This window comes from Pseudomonas sp. FBF18 (assembly GCF_024261405.1).
Lineage (GTDB): Bacteria > Pseudomonadota > Gammaproteobacteria > Pseudomonadales > Pseudomonadaceae > Aquipseudomonas > Aquipseudomonas palmensis.
The window spans coordinates 1-20,773 of the sequence record NZ_QKRS01000010.1; the positions used below are offsets into that span (position 1 = coordinate 1).

12 protein-coding genes are annotated in these 20,773 nt (G+C 66.2%); 4 read left to right on the forward strand and 8 right to left on the reverse strand.

Going from position 1 to position 20,773, the window contains the following annotated elements; translation table 11 throughout:
- Nucleotides 1–4,354 (forward strand): amino acid adenylation domain-containing protein (locus DN387_RS16430; RefSeq protein ID WP_254506142.1); only part of this gene is annotated, 4,354 nt, incomplete at its 5' end.
- Between the two features lie 66 nt (nucleotides 4,355–4,420).
- Nucleotides 4,421–5,371 (forward strand): alpha/beta hydrolase, encoded by a 951-nt coding sequence (locus DN387_RS16435; RefSeq protein WP_054915659.1) that lies wholly within the window; start codon nucleotides 4,421–4,423, stop codon nucleotides 5,369–5,371.
- Between the two features lie 59 nt (nucleotides 5,372–5,430).
- Here the strand turns inward: DN387_RS16435 and DN387_RS16440 are convergent, their stop codons facing one another.
- From DN387_RS16440 to pvdM, 5 genes are all read right to left on the reverse strand, one after another.
- On the reverse strand, nucleotides 5,431–7,908 hold the full coding sequence (locus tag DN387_RS16440) for a TonB-dependent siderophore receptor (RefSeq protein ID WP_043863163.1): 2,478 nt from the start codon (nucleotides 7,906–7,908) through the stop codon (nucleotides 5,431–5,433).
- A 290-nt stretch (nucleotides 7,909–8,198) separates the two neighbouring features.
- The gene (locus DN387_RS16445; RefSeq protein ID WP_054915660.1) at nucleotides 8,199–9,848 is read right to left on the reverse strand and encodes a cyclic peptide export ABC transporter; all 1,650 of its coding nucleotides are present in this window, start codon (nucleotides 9,846–9,848) and stop codon (nucleotides 8,199–8,201) included.
- A gap of 36 nt (nucleotides 9,849–9,884) precedes the next feature.
- The gene (locus tag DN387_RS16450; protein WP_088515709.1) at nucleotides 9,885–10,757 is read right to left on the reverse strand and encodes a formylglycine-generating enzyme family protein; all 873 of its coding nucleotides are present in this window, start codon (nucleotides 10,755–10,757) and stop codon (nucleotides 9,885–9,887) included.
- Nucleotides 10,758–10,833: 76 nt separating this feature from the next.
- On the reverse strand, nucleotides 10,834–12,129 hold the full coding sequence (locus DN387_RS16455; RefSeq protein WP_054915661.1) for an aminotransferase class V-fold PLP-dependent enzyme: 1,296 nt from the start codon (nucleotides 12,127–12,129) through the stop codon (nucleotides 10,834–10,836).
- Between the two features lie 19 nt (nucleotides 12,130–12,148).
- Nucleotides 12,149–13,495, reverse strand: a complete 1,347-nt coding sequence (pvdM, locus tag DN387_RS16460) for a pyoverdine-tailoring dipeptidase-like protein PvdM (RefSeq protein ID WP_043863160.1) — start codon at nucleotides 13,493–13,495, stop codon at nucleotides 12,149–12,151.
- Nucleotides 13,496–13,706: 211 nt separating this feature from the next.
- Here pvdM and DN387_RS16465 point away from each other — a divergent pair, with 211 nt between their 5' ends.
- The gene (locus tag DN387_RS16465; RefSeq protein WP_054915662.1) at nucleotides 13,707–15,326 is read left to right on the forward strand and encodes a hypothetical protein; all 1,620 of its coding nucleotides are present in this window, start codon (nucleotides 13,707–13,709) and stop codon (nucleotides 15,324–15,326) included.
- 21 nt (nucleotides 15,327–15,347) lie between these two features.
- On the opposite strand, the gene DN387_RS16470 is transcribed toward DN387_RS16465, so the two are convergent.
- From DN387_RS16470 to DN387_RS16480, 3 genes are read right to left on the reverse strand one after another with little or no spacing between them, the layout of a single operon-like run.
- On the reverse strand, nucleotides 15,348–16,754 hold the full coding sequence (locus DN387_RS16470) for an efflux transporter outer membrane subunit (RefSeq protein WP_043863158.1): 1,407 nt from the start codon (nucleotides 16,752–16,754) through the stop codon (nucleotides 15,348–15,350).
- Between the two features lie 7 nt (nucleotides 16,755–16,761).
- Nucleotides 16,762–18,735, reverse strand: coding sequence for a MacB family efflux pump subunit (locus tag DN387_RS16475; RefSeq protein WP_043863157.1), 1,974 nt, complete (start codon nucleotides 18,733–18,735; stop codon nucleotides 16,762–16,764).
- A complete protein-coding gene (locus tag DN387_RS16480; protein ID WP_054915663.1) occupies nucleotides 18,736–19,905 on the reverse strand; it encodes an efflux RND transporter periplasmic adaptor subunit in 1,170 nt (389 codons plus the stop codon).
- Between the two features lie 256 nt (nucleotides 19,906–20,161).
- Here DN387_RS16480 and DN387_RS16485 point away from each other — a divergent pair, with 256 nt between their 5' ends.
- Nucleotides 20,162–20,638, forward strand: a complete 477-nt coding sequence (locus tag DN387_RS16485; protein ID WP_043863155.1) for a sigma-70 family RNA polymerase sigma factor — start codon at nucleotides 20,162–20,164, stop codon at nucleotides 20,636–20,638.
- Nucleotides 20,639–20,773 lie beyond the last annotated feature (135 nt).

Genomic DNA, 20,773 nt, shown 5'->3' on the forward strand with positions numbered 1-20,773 from the left:
ACCCGACAAGGGCATCGGTTTCGGCGCGCTGCGCTACCTGGGCGACGCGCAGGCCCGTGAAGCCCTGGCCGCGCTGCCGGTGCCGCGCATCACCTTCAACTACCTGGGCCAGTTCGACGCCAGCTTTGCCGACGAGCAGGGGGAGGGCGGGTTCTTCACCCCGGCCCGCGAGTCTGCCGGTGACAGCCAGAGCTCCGAAGCACCGCTGGGCAACTGGTTGTCGATCAACGGCCAGGTGTATGGCGGCGAGTTGACCCTGAGCTGGAGTTTCAGCCATCGGATGTTCGCCGAATCCAGCATCCAGACTCTGGCCCAGGCCTATACCGCTGAACTCCAGGCGCTGATTGCGCATTGCATTGCACACGATACGGCTGGCGTGACGCCTTCGGACTTCCCGCTGGCCAGGCTGACCCAGGCACAACTGGACAGCCTGCCGGTAGCGCTGGGCGATGTCGAAGACATCTACCCGCTGTCGCCGATGCAACAGGGCATGCTGTTCCATACCCTGCAGGCCCCCGAGACGGCGCTGTACATCAACCAGATCGCGGTATCGGTCGATGGCCTGGACAGTGCCCGGTTCATTGCGGCCTGGGGCAGCGTGCTGGCTCGTCACGAGACTCTGCGCACCGGCTTCTGCGCCGCGTCACAACTGGCCGAGCCGTTGCAGGTGGTGTATCGCCACGCCGAGCTGCCTGTGCGTCTGCTCGACTGGCGCGACCGCCAGGTGGCTCCGTCGGACCTCGAGGCGCTGGCTGCGGCGGACGCTGGCGAAGGCTTCGACCTGGCCACGGCACCCTTGCTGCGCCTGACCCTGGTCAGGCTCGACGCGCAGCGTAGTCACCTGCTGTGGACCTGCCACCATATCCTGATGGATGGCTGGAGCAGCTCCCGGCTGTTCGCCGAGGTGTTCATGGCGTACCACGGCCGTGCGAGCGACACCGGGGTGGGACGCTACCGTGACTACATCGAGTGGCTGGGACGCCAGTCGCAAGGGCAACTGGAGCAGTTCTGGCGCGCCCACCTGGCCGAGCTGGAAGGCCCCACGTTGCTGGCCGACAACGTGGCCCCGCAGCCGGACTTGGGGCTGGGCGGCCACGCGGCGCTGTACCTGCGCTGGGACCAGGCACGCACCGAGCACCTGCGCACCCAGGCCCAGCACCTGCGGGTGACCCCGAACACCCTGGTGCAGGCTGCATGGCTGCTGCTGTTGCAGCGCTATACCGGGCAGCGCACCGTGTGCTTCGGCGCCACCGTTGCCGGGCGCCCGGCGACGCTGGCGGGTGCCGACGAGATGCTTGGGCTGTTCATCAATACCCTGCCGGTGGTGCAGACCCCGCAGCCGCACCAGCGCGTCAGCGACTGGCTCTCCCAGTTGCAGGGGCACAACCTGGAACTGCGTGATCACGAGCATGCGGCACTGGCCGATGTGCAGCGCTGGGCCGGGCGACCGGGCCAGGCGCTGTTCGACAGCATCGTGGTGTTCGAGAACTACCCGGTGGACGAGCGCCTGCAGGAAACCAGCAACAACGACCTGCAGTTCGGCCAGGCCAGTACCCGTGACGTGACCAACTACGCCATGGACCTTGCGGTGAACCTGGGCCAGACCCTGACAGTCGAGTTCCTGTACCTGCAGAACCGGTTTACCGAGGCGGCCACCGCAGCCATTCTGGGCAACTTCGAACGCCTGCTCGGGGCAATGCTGGACAACCCGCAGGCCACGCTGGGCAGCCTGGACATGCTGACCCCGGCGCAGGCGCGGCTTCTGCAGAGGCGCAACGAGCTGGCAGCACTGCCTGTCGCGGCCCCTGGGTTGCTGGCAGACGATATCGTGGCCCACGCCGGTCGGCGTCCCGACGCTATTGCGGTGATCTGCGCCGACCAGCAACTGAGCTATGCCCAGCTCGATGAGCAGGCCAACCGTCTGGCGCAGTACCTGCTGGCACAGGGTGCGGGTGCCGAAACCTGCATAGGCATCGCCCTCGAGCGTTCGGTGCACACGCTGGTTGCCTTCCTGGCGGTGATGAAGAGTGGCGCGGCCTATGTGCCGCTGGATATCGACTACCCGCAGGAGCGTCTGGCCTGGATCGTCGAGGACTCTGGCATGCACCTGCTACTGACCCACAGCACGCTGAGCCAGCGCTTCGCCGGCGTGGCCTGCACCCTGGAACTGGACCGCCTGGACCTGCATGGCCAGGCGGGCGGTTGCCCGCAGGTGGTAGTGCAGCCGGACAACCTGGCGTACCTGATCTACACCTCCGGCTCGACCGGCAAGCCCAAGGGGGTAGCGGTCAGCCACGGGCAGATCCGCATGCACTGCCGCGCGATTGCCGAGCGCTACGAAATGAGCGAGAAGACCCGCGAACTGCTGTTCATGTCGTTTGCCTTCGACGGCGCGCAGGAGCGCTGGCTGTCGACCCTGCAGGCCGGTGGCTGCCTGGTGGTGCGTGACAACCACCTGTGGACCGCCGAGCAAACCTTGCAGGTGCTTGGGGCACAGCGCATCGATATCGCGTGCTTCCCGCCGGCCTACCTGCAGCAGTTGGTGGAGTGCGCCGAGCGTCAGCACCTGCCGGCGCCACCGGTGCGCGTCTATTGCTTTGGCGGCGATGCCGTGCCGCAAGCGCTGTTCGAAGACGTCAAGCGGGTGCTGCGTCCGCAGTGGCTGGTCAATGGTTACGGGCCGACCGAGACGGTGGTCACGCCGATGCTGTGGAAGGTGCCGGCCAGCGGGCAGTGCGAGGCGGTGTATGCACCGATCGGCGAGCGGGTGGGCCAGCGCACGCTGTATGTGCTGGACGAAGACCTCAACCCGCTGCCCGATGGCGTGGCCGGTGAGTTGTACATCGGCGGCCTGGGGGTTGCGCGCGGCTACTACCGCCGCGCGGCCCTGACGGCCGAGCGCTTCGTGGCCGATCCGTTCGCCGCCGGTGCCCGTCTGTACCGCAGCGGTGATCGTGTGCGTCGGCGCGCCGACGGGGTGATCGATTACCTGGGGCGCCTGGACAACCAAGTCAAGATTCGCGGTTTTCGTATCGAGCCGGGCGAAGTTGAAGCGCGCTTGCGCAATCAGCCGGGGGTGCGCGAAGCGGTGGTGATTGCACGTGACACCCAGGGCAGCAAGCAACTGCTGGCCTACGTCGTGGCCACGGCCCAGGCCGCTGGCGTGGAGCAACTGCGCGAGGCGCTGCGCAGCGAGTTGCCCGACTACATGGTGCCGGCCCATGTCATGCTGCTGCCGGCCCTGCCGTTGACGCCCAATGGCAAGCTCGATCGCAATGCCTTGCCGGCCCCGCAATTGGCCAGCCGGCCCCGGAGTGCACCGCGCAATGCGCTGGAGCGCACGCTGGCGAGCATCTGGCAGGACGTGCTGGAAGTGGACAACGTGGGTATCGACGATAACTTCTTCGAGCTGGGGGGCGACTCGCTGCGTGTGCTGAAGATGCTGTCCAGGGTGCGCGCCTGCGCCGACCTGGACATCGAAATCAAGCTGCGCGATGTGATGGCCGGGCCGACGATTGGCGAGTTGTCCGGCTATTCGACACTGCAGGAGCAGAACCTCGACCCGCTGCTGTTGCTCAACACCCCGGTCGAGCACGGACCTGCGTTGTTCTGCCTGCATGCCGGCTTCGGTACGGTGTTCGACTACGAGCCGCTGGCGCGCCGCCTGGAGGGGCGCTGCAGCGTCTACGGCCTGCAGTGCCGCATGCTGCTGGACCCTGGCTGGGTGGACGAATCGCTGCAGTCGATGGCCATCGACTATGCCCAGTACATTCGCCAGAAACAGCCCGAGGGCCCGTACCGGCTGCTGGGCTGGTCGTTGGGCGGTGCGCTGGCGAGTCTGGTGACCCAGGAGCTGGAAAGCCAGGGGCAGCAGGTGACGTTCCTTGGCCTGGTCGACAGCTTCATCCCGACGTCCTCGCCGGCGCAGCCGGACACTGACTGGGGCGAGGATCTGCGAAGCTTCCTGGGCGTGGTGCTGCAGGCAGCGAAGGCGGATCTGGCATTGCCCGCAGTGCCGGCCGGTGCGCAGGTGGCAACCTTGCACGCGCTGATCGACAGCGTGCGTGCAGGGCTGCCCAGCTCGGCATTTGCCGAGGTCGAGAGCGCGGAGCTGGCGCACACCTTTGCCGTGGCCATGCACCTGAAGGCGCTGTCGACGCGCTTGAACCAGCTGCCGCTGACAGCCGCGGGTGCCTGTTGCTGGTGGGCCGGTGCTCGTGCCGAGGGGGTACGCATCGACGGCAGCGTCGAGGACCTGGCCATCGCCGCCGGCCACTACGACATCCTCAGGCATCCGGACTGGCTGGCCAGCCTGGGCCGACGACTGACCGACGACCTGACTGTTGCTGGCTGAGCCCTGCCGCCCCTCGATCGGGGCGGTTTTTCATTTCTGTTCACTGATTGGCAAGGATAAAAGAAGATGGCCCTGGACCCTGACCTGGAAGGTTTCCTCGAGCTGGTTCAACTGGGACGCCTGAGCGGCAAGACCCGGCCCATGCATGAACTGCAGGTAGCGCAGGCGCGCAGCGACTTCGCCTCGGCCTCGGGCATCCTGGACCCTGCGCCGCCAGGCGACCTGCAGGTGGTCGAGCTGAGTGTACCGAGCCGCGATGCCCAGGCGGTGCCGCTGCGCCTGTACCGGCATGCTCGACGTGGCCCCGGCCTGCAACCGGCGATCCTGTACTTTCATGGTGGTGGCAATGTGGTTGGCAGCCTGGACTCGCATGATGCGGTGTGCCGGCGCCTGGCCAGCAGCGGTACCCATGCGGTGCTGGCGCTGGGGTATCGGCTGGCGCCGGAGCACCCTTACCCTACGGCGGTCAACGATGCGCTGGATGCCGCCGACTGGCTGGCGGCGCAGGCGACATCACTGGCTATCGACAGCCGGCGGATCAGTGTGGCGGGCGACAGCGCCGGTGCTACCCTGGCCACGGTGCTGGCACTGAGCGCACAGCAAGGCCTGTGCCGGCTTGCGCCCAGTGCGCAGTTGCTGTTCTACCCGGTCACGGACATTACCCGCGAGCGTGATTCGCATCGGCGCTATGCCGAGGACTACCTGCTCGAGAGCCAGACCCTGCGCTGGTTCTACGCCCACTACTGCCCCGACCCGGCCCTGCGCGGCGACTGGCGCGCCTCGCCGTTGCTGGCCGGGCACGCCGAGCCGATGATCCGTACCTATGTCAGCCTGGCCGAATACGACCCGCTGTTCGACGAGGGGCAGGCCTATGCCCAGCGCCTCCAGGCCTCGGGCACCGACGTGACGCTACGGGTGGAACAGGGCCTGACCCACGATTTCCTGCGCATGGGAGGGATTTCGTCGCGGGTCGCGGGGATCTATGCCGAGGTCGAGCACTGGCTGCAATCGGCCTGAGGTACGCGGGCTGCTCGACGCAAAAAGGCGCCGAGGCGCCTTTTTTCGTGGGTGTCGATTTACCAGTCGTAGGTCAGGTTGGCGGTCACCGTGCGGCCCTGGCCGTAGGTGCACTCGAACATGCCGCTGCAGCGGGTGACATACAGTTTGTTGTCCAGGTTCTCCACGTTGGCCTGCACTTTCACGCCCTTGATGTGCAACGGGGAGCGTTCCAGGTCGTAGGAGATCATGCCGTCGTACACGTTGAACGACGGGACGTTGAATTCGCTCCAGGCATAGCTGGTGCCCGGGCTGCTGCGCACATAACGCACCCCGACGCCAAAGCCGAGGCCGACCAGGGCGGTGTCTGCCGGCATCTGGTAGTCGACCCAGGCCGAGGCGGTCAGCGGCGATACGCCGACCGGATGACGACCTTTGAGGCCATCGTTGTCCTTGGTGAACTCGGCGTCGACCCGTGATACCGAGGCGATCAGGTTGAGGTTGTCGGTCAGCGCCGCCTTGCCTTCGAGTTCAAAGCCCACCGAACGCATGGCGCCGGCCTGGTTGTTGAAGCCGGGGTTGGCCGGGTCGCTGGTCAGCACGTTCTTCTTGTCGATCTGGTAGGCCGAGAGCTGGATGAAACTGTCAGAACCTGGCGGCTGGTATTTGATGCCCACTTCGTACTGCTTGCCGGTGGAAGGCTCGAATGTCTTGCCGTCCACGTTGGCGGTGCCGGCCACCGGCTGGAACGATTCGGAGTAGCTGAAGTAGGGCGTGATGCCGTTGTCGAACAGGTAGCCAAAGCCTGCGCGGCCGGAGAACTGCTGATCGCGGGTGGTGGAGGGCTTGACGTACAGCGGGTGGTCGTAATCGATCTTGGCCCAGTCGAAGCGCCCGCCCAGGGTAAGGAACCAGCGGTTCCATTTCAGCTGGTCCTGAACGTAGACGCCGGTCTGGGTGATGGTGTCGTCCCAGGGGTTGGCGGCTGCCTGGCTGAAGTCCAGCGGCTGGCCGTAGTGCGGGTCGTAGAGGTCGATGCCTGGCGGGTTGCGGTCGTAGCGGCCGAGGAACTTGGAGTTGAAGTGGTAGTAGTCCAGGCCCAGCAGCACGGTGTGGTTGACGTCGCCGGTGTTGAACACGGCCTGGGCCGAGTTGTCGATGCCAAAGACCTTGTTGGTCTGCTTCCAGTCGATGGCGTAGCGGTCGGTGTAGCGCTGGTTGTTGACCCCCGTGGCGGGGTTGGCGATGAAGCTGTAGCCGTGCAGCACTGCGGCGAAGCGGTCATCGACGTAGGCGTAGCGCGCGTTCTGGCGCAGGCTCCAGACATCGTCGATCTGGTGGGTCAGCTCGTAGCCGAAGACGTACTGTTCACGGTCGTAGGCGTTGAGCCCGGGCTCGCCGATGAAGGTGTTGCGATCGAGCTTGCCGTTGGGGTTCTTGAATACCGTGCCCACTGCCGGCAGGCCCTGGGGCTCGGGCACGTCGTTGTCTTTCTGGTACTGGCCGTAGAAGGTCAGGCTGGTGTCGTCGTTGATGTTCCAGGTGAAGCTGGGGGCCAGCAGCATGCGCTTCTGTTCGGCATAGTCGACTTCGGAGTTGCTGTCGTTGGCCAGGCCGGTGAGGCGGTACAGGAAGGTGCCTTGCTCGTCGAGCTTGCCGCCGAAGTCGAATGCGCCGTAGCGCCGATCATAGCTGCCAGTACCCAGCACCACCTGGTGGATGGGCTCGACACCGGGGCGCTTGGAGACCATGTTGACGATGCCGCCGGGCTGGTTCTGGCCGTACAGCACCGAGGCGGGGCCCTTGAGAACCTCGACCCGTTCGAGCAGGTAGGGGTCGACCTGCAGCGCACCGCCGGTACTGCCGCCGCCATAGGGCAGGTGCAGGCCGTCCAGATACATCGGCGTGGGGCTGAAACCGCGGGAGGTGGGTTCATCGAAGGCCTTGACCCGTGCCGAGAAGCCCTCGACCTGGATGCCGGGGGTATAGCGCAGTGCCTGGGTGACGGACAGGGCGCCGCGGGCGGTCATCTCGTCCTGGGTGACCACGTTGATGGTCTGCGGGGTTTCCAGGATCGAGGTGTCGGTCTTGGTTCCGGTGGCGCTGCGTTTGGCGACATATCCCTGTACCGGCCCCCACGCCGATTCAGTGAACTTGCCTGACACCAGCGACGGTTCCAGGTTGATCTGGTCGGCATCGGCCCCCGAGCGTGCGCCGCTGAAGTAGATGGCGTTGTCCTGCACGCTGTAGCGCACACCGGTGCCTTGAAGCATGATCTGCAGCGTTTCTTCAAGCGGGTAGCGACCCTTGACGGCGTGCGCGTGCAGGCCGTTGATCTCTTCGGGGTTGAACAGGATCTGCAGGCCGGTCTGATGGCTCAGTTCCTGGATCGAGCGGCCAAGCGGGCCGGCGGGGATGTCCAGCTGCCACTCCTGGGTCTGCGCCTGTGCAGCCAGGGTGAACGCCATGCCCAGCCCGACCGCGGGCAACGTGGCTTTGAAGGCGTGGCGCAGGCGCAACGCAGTGGTCAGGGGCTGCAAGCAGTGTCGTGTTGGCATGGCGATGCTCTTGTCTTGGTTGGCTCAAGTGGTTGGGAAGGTAAGTGTCAGCAGTTTTTTTCGAATGTGGGTAAGACGCGTGACCGCTGAAAAACCGGAAATAAAAAAACTTCTCATTGCCTTTCAGGCGATGGCATCTAGCTGTCAGACGAAGTGGGCGGGGCGGGATTTAGCGCAGGGGGGTGGCAGCGCTGGATTCAGGCCGTGGCGCGTTGCAACCGATGTGGGAGCCGGCAAGGCCGGCTTCTCCACCTGCTGCAACGCACCTGGCCTGTGGCAGGCAGGTTTGCTCAGGCCGGCTGCAGTTCGCTCACGACCTTGCCGGCGTGCAAACGGATCAGCTGGTCGGCAATGTCGAAGTAACGGTCGTCGTGGGAGATGACGATGATGGTCTTGCCCAGGCGCTTGAGGTCAGGCAACAGCTCGGTGTAGAAAATTCGCCGGAAGGTCGGGTCCTGGTCGGCCGCCCATTCGTCGAACACCAGCACCGGTCGCTCTTCCAGCCAGGCACTGACCAGCGCCAGGCGCTTGCGCTGCCCGGTGGACAGATCGGTGGTGCTGAACACTCCATCGCGAATGCTGACCTTGTGGTCGATCTCCAGTCGTCTGAGGTAGCGCGCAGCATCCTCGGGCACCGGCTTGTCACCCTGGATCACGTCGTCGAACAGGTAGTAGTCGGCAAAGATGGTGGTGAAGATCTGCCGATAATCATCGCGGTTGGCCGCCGTCACCGCCTGGCCATTGAGCTCGATGCTGCCCGACTGCGGCGCGTACAGGCCCAGCAGCAACTTGATCAGGGTGGTCTTGCCACACCCGTTCTCGCCGACGATGAAGACGATGTCGCCCTGCTGGATGCTTACGTTCACCGGGCCCAGGCGGAATGGCTCGCTGCCCGGCACCGGGGCGAAACTGTAGCTCACCTGATTCAGGACCAGGCTATGCAGCGGCGTGGCCGGCTGGCTCTGGTCGTCGAGCAGCAGGTGGGGCTCGGGGGAGGAGAACTGCTTGGACAGCTCGGCAATGCGGCGGAAGGCGATCTGTGCCTTGCTGATGATCGGCAGGGTGCCGATCAGGTGCTCCAGCGGGCCCTTCATGTACAGCAGCACCAGCACGAAGCCGCTCATCACCGTCTTGTCGGCGCTGGGCCACCAGGACTGCAAGGCCAGCGCCAGGCCGATGACCACGAAGAACAGCATCGAGCCCAGGCTCTTGGCGATCACGAAGGTGTTGATGGAGCGGATCTGCGTGTCGCAGATGCGGTTGGCGGTGTTGCGGATGCCGTGCAGGAACATGCGCTGGCGGCGCGGGCGGTGGATGCGCAGTTCCTTGGCGCCCTCGGCAATCGCGTTGTAGTGCTTTTGCAGGTCGTCCTCGGCTTCACGCGCGGCCTCGAAGCCGCGCATGCCCCAGGCGCGGGCGACAAACTGCATCGCCGTGCCCAGGCCGATGGCCAGCAGCATCACCAGGAACATCGGCCACGACAGGCTCGCCAGGTAGCCCAGGCAGCCCAGGGTCACGGTGAGGGACACCGCCAGTGGCGCGAAGGCGAAGGCGAAGTCGCTGATGGTGTCGACGTCGTGGGTCAGCACCGGAATCAGGCGGTGGCTGCGGTAGCGTTCGATCTGGTCGATGGGCGCAGCCAGGACCTTTTCGCCCAGTTCGCGGCGCAGCCTGGCGATGATGTGCTGGCCCACGTAGTTGCTGCCGATATCGGACAGGATGGTGCTGAGCAGGGCCATCAGGCACAGCCCGGCAAAGCCCAGCACCAGCCCCTGGGTGAGGCCGCTTTCGTTGTGCAGGGCGCTGTTGATGGTGGCCAGCAGCGCGGTGACGCTGAGGCCGCCGAGCATGCCCAGGCCGATCGACAGGCTTACCAGCGGCCAGAAGGGTTTGAGCAGGCCGAACAGTTCACTGATGGCCCCGCGAGGTTTGCTGGTCATTCGAGTCTCCCGAATCACACGTGGTTGAGGGGGCGGTCAGAGCTCGCGGGCAACGCGAAAACCCAGGTAGTCGCCGCGTACATCGGGGGCGCGGCTGTTACGGTTGCCCGAGCGCGAGAACACCGGCGCCTCGCCCCAGTCATTGCCGCGCATGATTCGGATGTCGCAGTTGCCGGTCAGCCACGCGCTGCCATCGGCGGGGGCGCCTTCATAGCTGGTGTTGAGGCAGTCGGCGACCCACTCGTAGACGTTGCCGTGCATGTCGTACACGCCGAAGGCATTGGGCGGGAAACTGCCTGCCGGGGAGGTGTACGAATAGCCGTCGGCAGGCCCGTAGGTGTTGGCGTGCCGAGCGATGCTGTACTTTTTTTCGTCGTTGTCATCGAACGGGAACGGGAACGGCCCGCGCGAGCCGGCGCGTGCGCCGTACTCACGCTCGGCCTCGCTGAGCATGCGGTAGGTGTGGCCGGTCTTTTTCGACAGCCACCGGGCGTAGTCCTGCACGTCGAAGTAGCTGACGCACACCGCTGGCTGGCGGGGACCCTGTTTGTAGGTCGGCTTGCTGGCGGTGCAGGCGCGCCCGGGTCGGGTGTCGCCGTCGGCGATCTTCACCCCGGTTTCGCGGATGTAGGCGTCCAGCTCGCCGGCGGTGACCTGGTAGCGGCTGATGGCAAAGGGCCTGGCGAAGGTCACGGTGTGCAGCGGCCCTTCGTCGTCCTCACGGCCGGTCTCGCCGGGCTCGGTGCCCATGGTGAAGCTGCCGGCGGGCAGTACCACCATTTCGGGGCAGTCCTTGCAGTCGGTGAATACCTGGCCCGGCTGGCGAGGGGAATCTGCCGCGTGGGCGCCCGCGCACAGTGCCAGGCCGAGCGCGGCACTGCACGACAGCTGTGCAAGGGTGCGCGACATGCGCGGGTACGGGGTTGAACGATGGTGAGGCATGGCAGGTTCCGTCAGCTGTTGGCTACAAGATGAAAGGGCGCGATCAGGCACGCAGGCGTTGGCCCAGCACGCTGATCAGGCGATCGATTTCGGCTTCGGTGTTGAGCAGGCCGGGCGCAGCGCGCACCACCGGGCCCACGTCGCGGGACACCGCATCCACCACGATGCGGTGGCGAGTCAGGTACGCGGCCACCTCGTCGGCGTCCTGGCCCTTGACCCGGAAGAAGGTGAAGCCTGACGAGTGACGCGGGCTGCGCGGGGTGACCAGTTCGATCGCCTTGTACTCGGCCAGGCGTTGCTTGAGGTAGTCGTTCAGCCCGTGGATGCGCGCCTGGATCGGCGCCTTGCCCACCTGCAGGTGCAACTCGAAGGCCTTGCCCAGGGCCCAGCGGTGCTCGAAGGCGTGGTAGCCGCCGGGGCTCATGATGGTGGCGAAGTCCTCGTTCTCGGAAAACGTGGCGAAGGTCGGCACCAGGTCCTTGAGCTCGGTGGAGGCCGCGCAGATGATGCCGGTGCCCCGCGGGCCGAACATCCATTTGTGGGTACCGGAGATGAAGTAGTCGCACTTTAGGTCGGCAAAGCGCATGTCTTCCACGCCGAACCCGTGCACGCCGTCGACCACATAGAGGATGCGGTCCTGCTCGTCGCGGTTGCGGTTGCGCTCGCGTACCAGCTCGCCGATGGCCCCGATGGGCAGTTTGACGCCGCTGCCCGAGTGCACCCAGGTCATGCCCAGTACCCGCGTGGACGGGCGGATCGCGGCGGCGATGTTGCCCAGTACCTCGTCGTCCGAGACCCGCTGCGGGTCGCGGAACAGGCGGATCTTGCGCACCTGGGTGCCCTCGCGGGTGGCGCGGTAGGCGAGGCTGTTGCGGGTGGAGTAATGCTCGTGTTCGGTGGTCAGGATCTCCTGGTGGGCGGCCACCTTAAGGCCGCCGTAGATCAGGCCCAGGCCCTCGGTGGTGCTGCCGGTGAGGGCGATCTGGCGTGGCTTGACCTCGAGGTAGCGGGCGGCCCAGTCGCGCACTTCGCCTTCGCGCTTCCATTCGGCCTGGGTTTCCCAGTCGACCCATTGCGCGGGGTGGCGGTCGAGTTTTGCGCGATAGTCTTCGATGGCATCGCGCACCGGCTTGGGATGGGAGGTGATCAGGAAGTTGGCGAAATGAGCGTAATCGGGGTCGAGCTCGAACAGGCTGCGAAAGCCGGCCCAGGCATCGCTGCCGCTGCCGCTGCCGAGCAGGGACGGGCCGGCGAGGGCGCCGGGCAACAGCTGGCTGCCCAGCGGCAGGCTGGCGGCCAGCAGGCCGGCGTACTTGAGAAGGGTGCGGCGATCGGTCATGACGGGGCTCGCTGGCGAGTCAACGGGAAGAGGCGGCTACAGGGCGGGCGGCGTTTTGCGCCTGTTCCCACACCCGCAGGAAGTTGCCGCCCCAGAGCTTGGCGATATCGGCCTCGGAGTAGCCGCGTGAGAGCAGTTCGGCGGTGACGTTGCGGGTTTCGCCCACATCGCGCCAGCCGTCCACGCCACCGCCCTCGTTGAAGTCCGAGCTGATGCCAACGTGATCGATGCCGACCTTGCGCACGGTGTAGTCGATGGCGTCACCGAACTCCTTGAGCGAGGCCGGCGGCTCTTCTTCGAGAATGCCGTACAGCTCGCTGGCGTACTGGCCGAAGCGCTGCTCGGGCCAGGCAGCGATGATCGGGTCGCCGGGCATCAGGGCCACCGCCAGGTTGGGCAGCGGCAGCAGGTCGAAGCGCGCACGCAGGGCGTTGAGCTTGTCCTGGGTCTTCTGGCTCAGGGGCTTGAGGTAGGTGGAGAAGGCCACCACCTGGATCACGCCGCCGCTGTCCTTGATCAGTTGCATCTCCTTGTCGCTGAGGTTGCGCGGGATGTCGACCATCGCCCGTGGGGCGGAGTTGGACGCCACCAGCGGCGTGCGGCTGAGCCGGGCCACCTGCTCCAGGGCCTTGGTGGACATCTGCGAGACGTCGATGATCACGCCCAGGTCGTTGAGCCGCTGTACCGCCTGGCGGCCCAGGGGCGACAGCCCGTCAAGGGCGTCGGCGGTGTCGTTGAAGAACGGCAGCGGGCGCGAGGAGTCGGCCCAGGCGTTGTTACCCACGTAGCTGAAGCCGAACATGCGCATGCCGCGCGAGGCCCACAGGTCGAGCAGGTCGAGGTCGGTACCCAGCGGGTAGGCGTTGAGCATGCTGATGAACACCGCGAACTTGCCTTCGCCGTGCAGGCGCCGCATGTCCTGTGGGGTGTAGGCGATGGCCACCTGGTTGGGGTAGTCGCGCACCATCGCCATGATCGACTTGTAGCGCACTTCCTGCAGGTTGCGTGCTTCCTGCACGAAGCCTTCGGTGGGCCGGTGCGGACCGTTGGGGCCGTTCCACATTTCGGGCCAGGCAAAAATGGTCAGCGCGGCGCCGGACAGGCGCCCGCGGGCGGTCTTGACGAGGTCGAAGCGTCCGCTGCCTTCCTTGTCGGCTTCATTGCCTTCCATGCCGAAGTTGGCCGGCAGGGTGATGTGGCTGTCGAACGAGAGCAGGCGATCCTGCAGTTCATTGGCCTGCTTGACCACCTCGCGGGGGTAGCCGGCGCTGGGGCCGAAGTAGGTCCAGGCGGCCACCCCGGCACCGGCGGTGAGCGCGGTGGCCAGGCTGATGTACAAGGCTTTTTTCCAGCGTGGTGTGGTCATCGTGGTCTCAGTCAGGTTCACCGTCGAGGTTCAGGCACGAGGCCTTTGCTATCTGGTGAGAACGAGCGCAATCGGCAGAAATTTAGCCGTCGCCTGCGCCCTGTGCGGGCCGCCCGGGGCCGCTTGCTGGCTAAATTTCCCTGTGTGCACAACGTTCTAGCTTCGACAACGCCATGCTCCATGGCGCAACGCGAGACACACAGGTAGGTCAATGACGATTTCTCGACGAGGGTTCATTGCGGGTGTTGCACTGACGGGCGTGGCGGTGCCTGGGGCGCTGTACGCGCACCGCGAGCTGACACGCGAGGAATTTCCGATCACCCCCGGGGAGGCCACCGTCGACTTGCCCGATACCGCCGGCCAGCAGTTGGCCGATACCCTGCGTGGCATCTGGCAGCTGGAAGGCGGCAATGCCGGCCTGGAAGGGCTTGAACACACGTCCCTGGAGTTGTTGCTGGATATTGCTCCGCGTGGCCGCGGCCTGCGCGGTTGCCTGGACACGCCCGAGCGCCTGCGCAGTGACGCCGAGCCCCGCTACCGGGTGGTGGGCGACCTGATGCCGGGTGCGCCGAATGTGTTGAGCTGGCGGCTGATACCCACAGCGGACGCTGCGGGGCTGGCGCGCTATGAGTGCCGCGTGCTGCTCGATGAGGTATGGGGCGATTTCGGTAACGCCGGCACTGCCACGCTCACCGGCCAGGTGCTGGACCTGCAGCGCCCGCTGGCCCTGCCCGAGCAGAACCACCGCTTTGTGGCGCGCAAGCGGACCTTCCCCGAAGCTCGCGAGCGCACCGCGCTGAACCCGACGTTGCTGGCGTGGCTGATCTCCCCCGAGCATCGCCTGTTCCACCAGTTGTGGCATGCCTCGCGGGACAAGTGGCACAAGCTGGCACCCAAGCAGCACGAGGCGTTGCGTGCCATCGGCTGGCAGCCCGGTCCGCGTGACCATGAGCGCGATGCCCGTGGCCCGCGCAAGGATCGCAACGGTTCGGGCGAGGACTTCTTTTTCATGCACCGGCACATGCTCGGTACCGCACGTTCGATGCAGGACCTGCCGTCTTGGCCGCGCTTTCCGATGCCGCAGCCGGAACTGGCGCGTGACCGCGCAGGCTTTTTGCGCTACTTCGACAACCAGGATGGCAACGCCTTGCCGCCCACCTGGCTGGCGCAGGGCGATGACGAGTACACCCAGTGGGTCAAGGACATCAAGAGCAGTGAGGTTTTCCATGCCAACTTCGAGCTGTGGGAGTCACGCTACAGCGACCCGCATTATCTTTCGCGCCTGACCCTGGGGCAGTTCGGCTCGGAGGTGGAACTGGGGTTGCACGACTGGCTGCACATGCGCTGGGCGTCGGTGCCGCGTGACCCGGTCAACGGTGCACCGGTGCCCTATGCGCGCACCCCTAGCGATTTTGCGCCGCGCTGGTACGGGCCCGAAAACGATTTTCTCGGCGACCCGTTCTCGTCCCACGTCAACCCGGTGTTCTGGCGCTTCCATGGCTGGATCGATGACCGTATCGAGGACTGGTACCGCGCCCATGAGCGCTTTCACCCCGGCCAGGTGGTGCGGCGCGAGGTCAACGGGGTGGCGTGGTTCGCGCCCGGGCGCTGGGTGGAGGTGGCCGACCCCTGGCTGGGCCCGATCACCCACGGTTGCAGCACGGTGCCGGGCCTGCAGGTGGGCAAGAGCGTGGAGATGGACCCGGAGACCATGAAGCTGGCGTTGCGCATCACCTACAGCGACGAAGACGGGCTGGCCAGCCTGGTTCGCCGGGTGCCGCAGCGTCCGTGGTACGCCCGTCACCTGAAGGTCAGGCAGCGCCAGGTGTAAGGCGCTGCCTGCCGGTGTGCCCTAGCGTACCTGGGGGGTTGCCTGCCAGCCGCCGCCCAGCGCCTTGTACAGCGCGATGCTGGCCTGCAGGCGCGAGCGGCGCAATTGCACGTTGTCGTCCTGGGCAGCGAACAGCGTGCGCTGGGTTTCCAGCACGGTGAGCAGGTCTTCGGCACCTGCCTGGTAGCGGCTCTGGGCAATCTGGAAGGCGCGTTGCGCCTGGGCCAGCTCTTCGCTTTGCCACTGGCGTTGCTGGTCCAGCCCGCGAATGCTGTTCAGGGCCTTCTCTACGTCGGCAAAGCCATTGATGATCGCGCCGCGGTAGGTTTCCAGCAGTTCCTGCTGGCGTGCCGTGGCCTTGTCGCGCTCGGCCTTCAGGCGCCCGCCGTTGAAGATCGGCGCCACCAGCCCGGCACCCAGGTTGTACACCGGGTTGCGCAGCATGTCGTCGACGTGGGAGGCGCCCGAACCGACGGTAGCAGTCAGGGTCAGTGCTGGCAGCATGTTGGCCCGCGCCACCTGCACATCGGCTTGCGCTGCGGCCAGCTGGGCTTCGGCGCTGGCGATGTCGGGGCGACGGGTAAGCAGCTCGCTCGGCAGGCTGGCGGCAATGTCCGGCCAGCTCAGCCGGGCGAAGGCTTCACGATCCAGCTGCAGTTGCTGGCGCGGTTGGCCAAGCAGGGCGGCCAGGCTGATCAATGTCTGCTCGGCGTCCTGGGCCAGCAGTGGCAGCTGGCGCTGTTGCGCGGCCACCAGGCTCTTCTGCTGGGCCAGTTCCAGTGCGGTGGCGGAGCCCGAGTCGTAGCGGCTCTGCACCAGGTGCAGCACGCTCTGGGCGTTGTCCAGGTTCTGTTCGGCAATGCGCTGCTGTTCGACCAGGGCCAGCCAGCGCGTGTAGTGGTCGGCCACGCCGCTGAGCAGGGTCAGCTCGACGGTGTCGCGCTCGAACTCGCTGGCTTGCAGGCTGAAGCGGGCGCTGTCGCGACCGGCGCGCTTGCCACCCCAGAAGTCCACCTCGTAGGTAGCGCTCAGGCTGGCCTGGTAACTGTTGGTGGCCTTGTTGGCGGTGCTGTTGTCCAGGGTGCTGGAGCGGTAGGCGTACATGCGCTTCTGGCGCGTGGCGTTGAGGCCCGCATTGAGTTCGGGCAGCAGCGCGGCGCCGGCGATCACGGCACTGGCCTGGGCCTGGCGCACACGGGCGACGGCACCGGCCAGGTCATGGCTGCCCACCCGCGCCTGGTCGATCAACTGGTCGAGTTCGCGGCTGCCGAAGGTGGTCCACCATTGCCGGTCAAGGGTGCCGGCCGCGTCCAGGTGTTCGGTATGCCAGCGTGGCGGTAGCTGCAGGCCGCTGTCCGGGCGCGGCGCCTGGCTGGCGCAGGCCGCGAGCAACAGGCTGGCGGCAAGTAGGGTCAATGGCGCTTTCATAGTGTGTTCATTCGCTGGTAAGGGCTGCCACCGGGTCGAGCCGGGCGGCCTTGCGGGCAGGCATGAAGCCGAAGATGACGCCGGTGACCAGGGCGCAGGCAAAGGCACCGAGCACGGCGGTCAGGGAAAACGCCACGGCCACCTCGCTGAGCAGCAGCGCCCCCCCCACCAGCAGGGCCAGGCCGATGCCGGTGAGGCCGCCGACCACGGAGAGCATCACCGCCTCGGTCAGGAACTGGCGCAGGATGTCGCGCTGGCGGGCACCGGTGGCCATGCGGATGCCGATCTCGCGGGTACGCTCGCGCACGGTCATGAGCATGATGTTCATCACGCCGATGCCGCCCACCAGCAGCGAGATGGCGGCAATCGCGCCGAGCATCAGCGACAGGGTGCCCTGGGTGCGGGCTTCGGCCTGGATCATGGCGGCGTTGTTGGTCAGCTCGTAGTCGCGCTTGCCGTTGTGCAGGCGCAGCATCAACTGGTCGATGGCCTTTTCGGCCTCGTTGACGCGACGTGCATCGGCGGCGGCAATGGCCACGTACTCGGGGTTCTGGCTGCCGAACAGGCGGATGCTGGCGGCCGAATAGGGCACCGCGATACGGTCGTCGCTGTCCTGGTCGCCTGAACTTGCGCCTTTTTCGGCGAGCACACCCACCACCTGGAAGGGCACGTTCTCGATCAGGATGTATTCGCCAATGGGGTTGGCGGCGTCCTTGAGCAGCTTTTCGCGCACCTTGTGGCCGATGACCGCGACGGCGCTGGCGTTGCGCTCGTCGGCTTCGGTGAAATAGCTGCCTTGCACCACCGGCCAGTTGAAGATGGCCGGGAAGTTGGTGTCGTTGCCGCCCACGTAGCTGGTGTAGTCGGCATTACCGTAGCGCACGCCGGCGGTGGAGCCGTTGACCGGCATGATGCGCTGGACCTGCGGCAGCCTGCCCACGGCGGCGACGTCTTCCAGGGTGATGACCCCAGGCGGTGTACGCGGGTTGGGAGCGTGCCCGCTGAGGTAGATGATGTTGGAACCGAACGCGCCCATCTGCGCCATCACCTGGCGCTTGCTGCCTTCGCCCACCGCCAGCATCACCACCACCGAGGCCACGCCGATGACGATGCCGAGCAGGGTGAGGGCAGTGCGAAAACGGTTGATCCACATGACGCGCCAGGCGGCCTGCACGGCATCGACCAGCTCGCCCTTCCAGGCCCCGGCATATTCGCTGCCGTCGGCCATGCGTTCGCGCAGGTCGACGGCCTGCAGGGCACCCGGCGGAGCGTCCACCGGCTGGTCCAGCGGGACCGGCGCCGAGTCGCTGATGATCCGGCCGTCGCTGATCTCGATGATGCGCCTGGCGCGGGCCGCCACCGCACGGTCGTGGGTGATGAGGATGACCACGTGGCCCTGGCTGGCCAGTTCGTCCAGCAGCTTCATGACCTCTACGCCGCTGTGGCTGTCCAGCGCCCCGGTGGGCTCGTCGGCGAGGATGATGTGGCCGCCGTTCATCAGTGCGCGGGCGATCGACACCCGCTGTTGCTGGCCGCCGGACAGTTGGTGCGGGCGGTTGGCGGTACGCTGGCCCAGGCCCAGGCGCTCGAGCAGCGCAGCGGCGCGCGCGTGTCGCTCCGGCGCCGGGGTGCCGGCGTAGATCGCGGGCATCTCGACGTTCTCTTGGGCCGAGCAGGAGGGGATCAGGTGATAGCCCTGGAACACGAAACCGAAGGCCTCGCGGCGCAGCCAGGCCAGGGCGTCGCTGTCGAGGTGGGCGACGTCCTCGCCGGCGAACAGGTAGTGGCCGCTGGTGGGGCGGTCGAGGCAGCCGAGTATGTTCATCAGGGTCGACTTGCCGGAGCCCGAGGCGCCGACGATGGCGAGGAACTCACCGGCATGGATGGACAGGTCGATGCCATGCAGGACGTCGACCCGCGGCGTGCCTGCGCCGCCGTAAGACTTGCTGATGGATTTGAGCTGGATCAGTGGCGTCTGCATTCAACCCTCGCTGCCTTCTAGCGGGCCGATCAGCAGGCGGTCGCCTTCGCTCAGGCCATCGAGGATCTCGATGTGCAGGCGGTCGCTGATGCCGGTGCGTACCTGACGTTCCTCGACGCGGCCGTTGCTGGCCACCACCCTGGCCATCTGCGTGGTGTCCCTGAGCCCGCCGTGCAGGGCGGCGATGGGGGCGGTGAGGACATTGCTGGCCTGGCTGGCCACGAAGAATACCTGGGCGGTCATCTCGGCCATCAGTGCGCTGTCGGCGTTGTCGACGTCCAGCAGTACGGTGTAGAGCACCACGCGGCCACTGCCGCTTTTGCTCGAGGTGTTCGGGCTGCCACCGCCCTGGCCGCTTTCGCCCAGCGGTTTGGGCGGGATCGGCAGGATCTGGCGCACGGTGCTGGCCCAGCGCCGGCTACCGCCGCTGAGGGTGGTGAAGTAGGCGTTCATGCCCGGCTTGACGTGGCCGATGTCGGCTTCGGAGACCTCGGCCCACACGGTCATCGGCGAGAGCTTGGCGATGCGCAGGATCAGCGGGGTCTGCTGCTGTGCGTTGAGGGTCTGGCCTTCGCGGGCATCGACGGCCACCACGGTACCGGACATCGGCGCGTAGATGCGCGTGTAGCCCAGTTCTGCCTGGTCGCTGCGCAGGGTGGCCTGGGCCTGGCGGATCTGCGCCTGGTACATGTCGATGCGGGCCTGGGTGGCCTTGAGTTCGGCGCGCGCGGTCTGTACGTCTTCCTCGCGGGTGGCGCCATTGGCCACCAGGCTCTGCTGGCGCTGGTACTTCTGGCGGGCCAGTTCGTTCTGGGCGCGCTGTTCCTGGAGCTGGGCCTGCAGGTTCTCGATGGCGAAGCGGCTGGCATCGAGCTTGGCCTGCTGGGTGGAGGGGTCGATCTCGACCAGCAACTGGCCTTCCTCGATCGAGTCGCCGGCTTCGACGTGGATCTTGCGGATCTGCCCGGAAGCCTGGGCACCGACATCGACGTAGCGTCTGGGTTGCAGGGTGCCCAGCGCGGTGACGCTGCTTTCGATGTTGGCGCGGGTGACCGCCACGGTGGTCAGTTGGTCGTTGCCTGGCAGGGTCTTCCAGGCGACCAGCGTGCCCAGGGCAAGCAGGCCGAGGCAGCACACGAGCAGGCGGCGTTTGTTTTTCGGGCGTTTCATGCGGGCTTCCAACCAGGGGGTTGATCCATGCCAGGAGGTGACGAACACGCGCTCGGCAGGCATGGAAGGCTGCAAGTTAAACGAGCGGTATTCGAGGTAATTTAAACCGGTGCGTGGCTGGGCCAGCCCGCGCCAGGGCAACACGGGCGAGAGTATGACCGAGTCGCTTGATGAGAATAATATTAATTAGTGTTATTGTGTCGAGCCATACGACCCAGCGGGTTCAACCTCGGCAACGTCGCGCACAGGTACTGTTGTGGAACACTACTATCGAGAGCTGGTGAGCTTTCTGATGTCGCGCCTGGGCAGCCGCCACGCGGCCGAAGACGTCGCCCATGACGCCTACCTGCGGGTGCTGGAGCGGGCTGATTCGCAACCTATCGAGCACCCTCGCGCGTTTCTCTACCGTACTGCACTGAACCTGGTGGTGGATGGCCATCGACGCGAGCGGATCCGCCAGGTCGAACCCCTGGAGGTGCTCGATACCGACGAGCGCTGGCACAGCCCGACCCCCTTGCACGCCATGCATGGCGATCAGCGCCTGGCATTGATGCAGCGTGCGCTGGCCGAACTCAGCCCGACATGCCGCGACAGCTTCATATTGCGCAAGCTCGATGGCCTGTCGCATCAGCAGATCGCCTTGCGCCTGGGCATTTCCCGCAGCCTGGTGGAGAAGCACATCGTCAATGCGATGAAGCACTGCCGCGTGCGCATGCGCGAGTGGGAATCCTGAGCGCGGGGCTGCGATCCAGGGTGAAAGTTCGGGTTGTTCCTTGATTTATGCGCGATTCCCTACAAGTATCAGTGGCAGACCTCTGTTCAGGCGCGATGTTTGCAGCAACTTGCAGTCGTGGATTGTCGCTGTAGG

Bases quoted from the DNA above. Each gene is read 5' to 3' on its own strand.
- DN387_RS16455 (WP_054915661.1), bottom strand. From the start codon at position 12,129: ATGACCGATCGCCGCACCCTTCTCAAGTACGCCGGCCTGCTGGCCGCC.
- DN387_RS16480 (WP_054915663.1), bottom strand. From the start codon at position 19,905: ATGAAACGCCCGAAAAACAAACGCCGCCTGCTCGTGTGCTGCCTCGGC.
- DN387_RS16445 (WP_054915660.1), bottom strand. From the start codon at position 9,848: ATGACCAGCAAACCTCGCGGGGCCATCAGTGAACTGTTCGGCCTGCTC.
- DN387_RS16465 (WP_054915662.1), top strand. From the start codon at position 13,707: ATGACGATTTCTCGACGAGGGTTCATTGCGGGTGTTGCACTGACGGGC.
- pvdM (WP_043863160.1), bottom strand. From the start codon at position 13,495: ATGACCACACCACGCTGGAAAAAAGCCTTGTACATCAGCCTGGCCACC.
- DN387_RS16470 (WP_043863158.1), bottom strand. From the start codon at position 16,754: ATGAAAGCGCCATTGACCCTACTTGCCGCCAGCCTGTTGCTCGCGGCC.
- DN387_RS16450 (WP_088515709.1), bottom strand. From the start codon at position 10,757: ATGTCGCGCACCCTTGCACAGCTGTCGTGCAGTGCCGCGCTCGGCCTG.
- DN387_RS16475 (WP_043863157.1), bottom strand. From the start codon at position 18,735: ATGCAGACGCCACTGATCCAGCTCAAATCCATCAGCAAGTCTTACGGC.
- DN387_RS16440 (WP_043863163.1), bottom strand. From the start codon at position 7,908: ATGCCAACACGACACTGCTTGCAGCCCCTGACCACTGCGTTGCGCCTG.
- DN387_RS16435 (WP_054915659.1), top strand. From the start codon at position 4,421: ATGGCCCTGGACCCTGACCTGGAAGGTTTCCTCGAGCTGGTTCAACTG.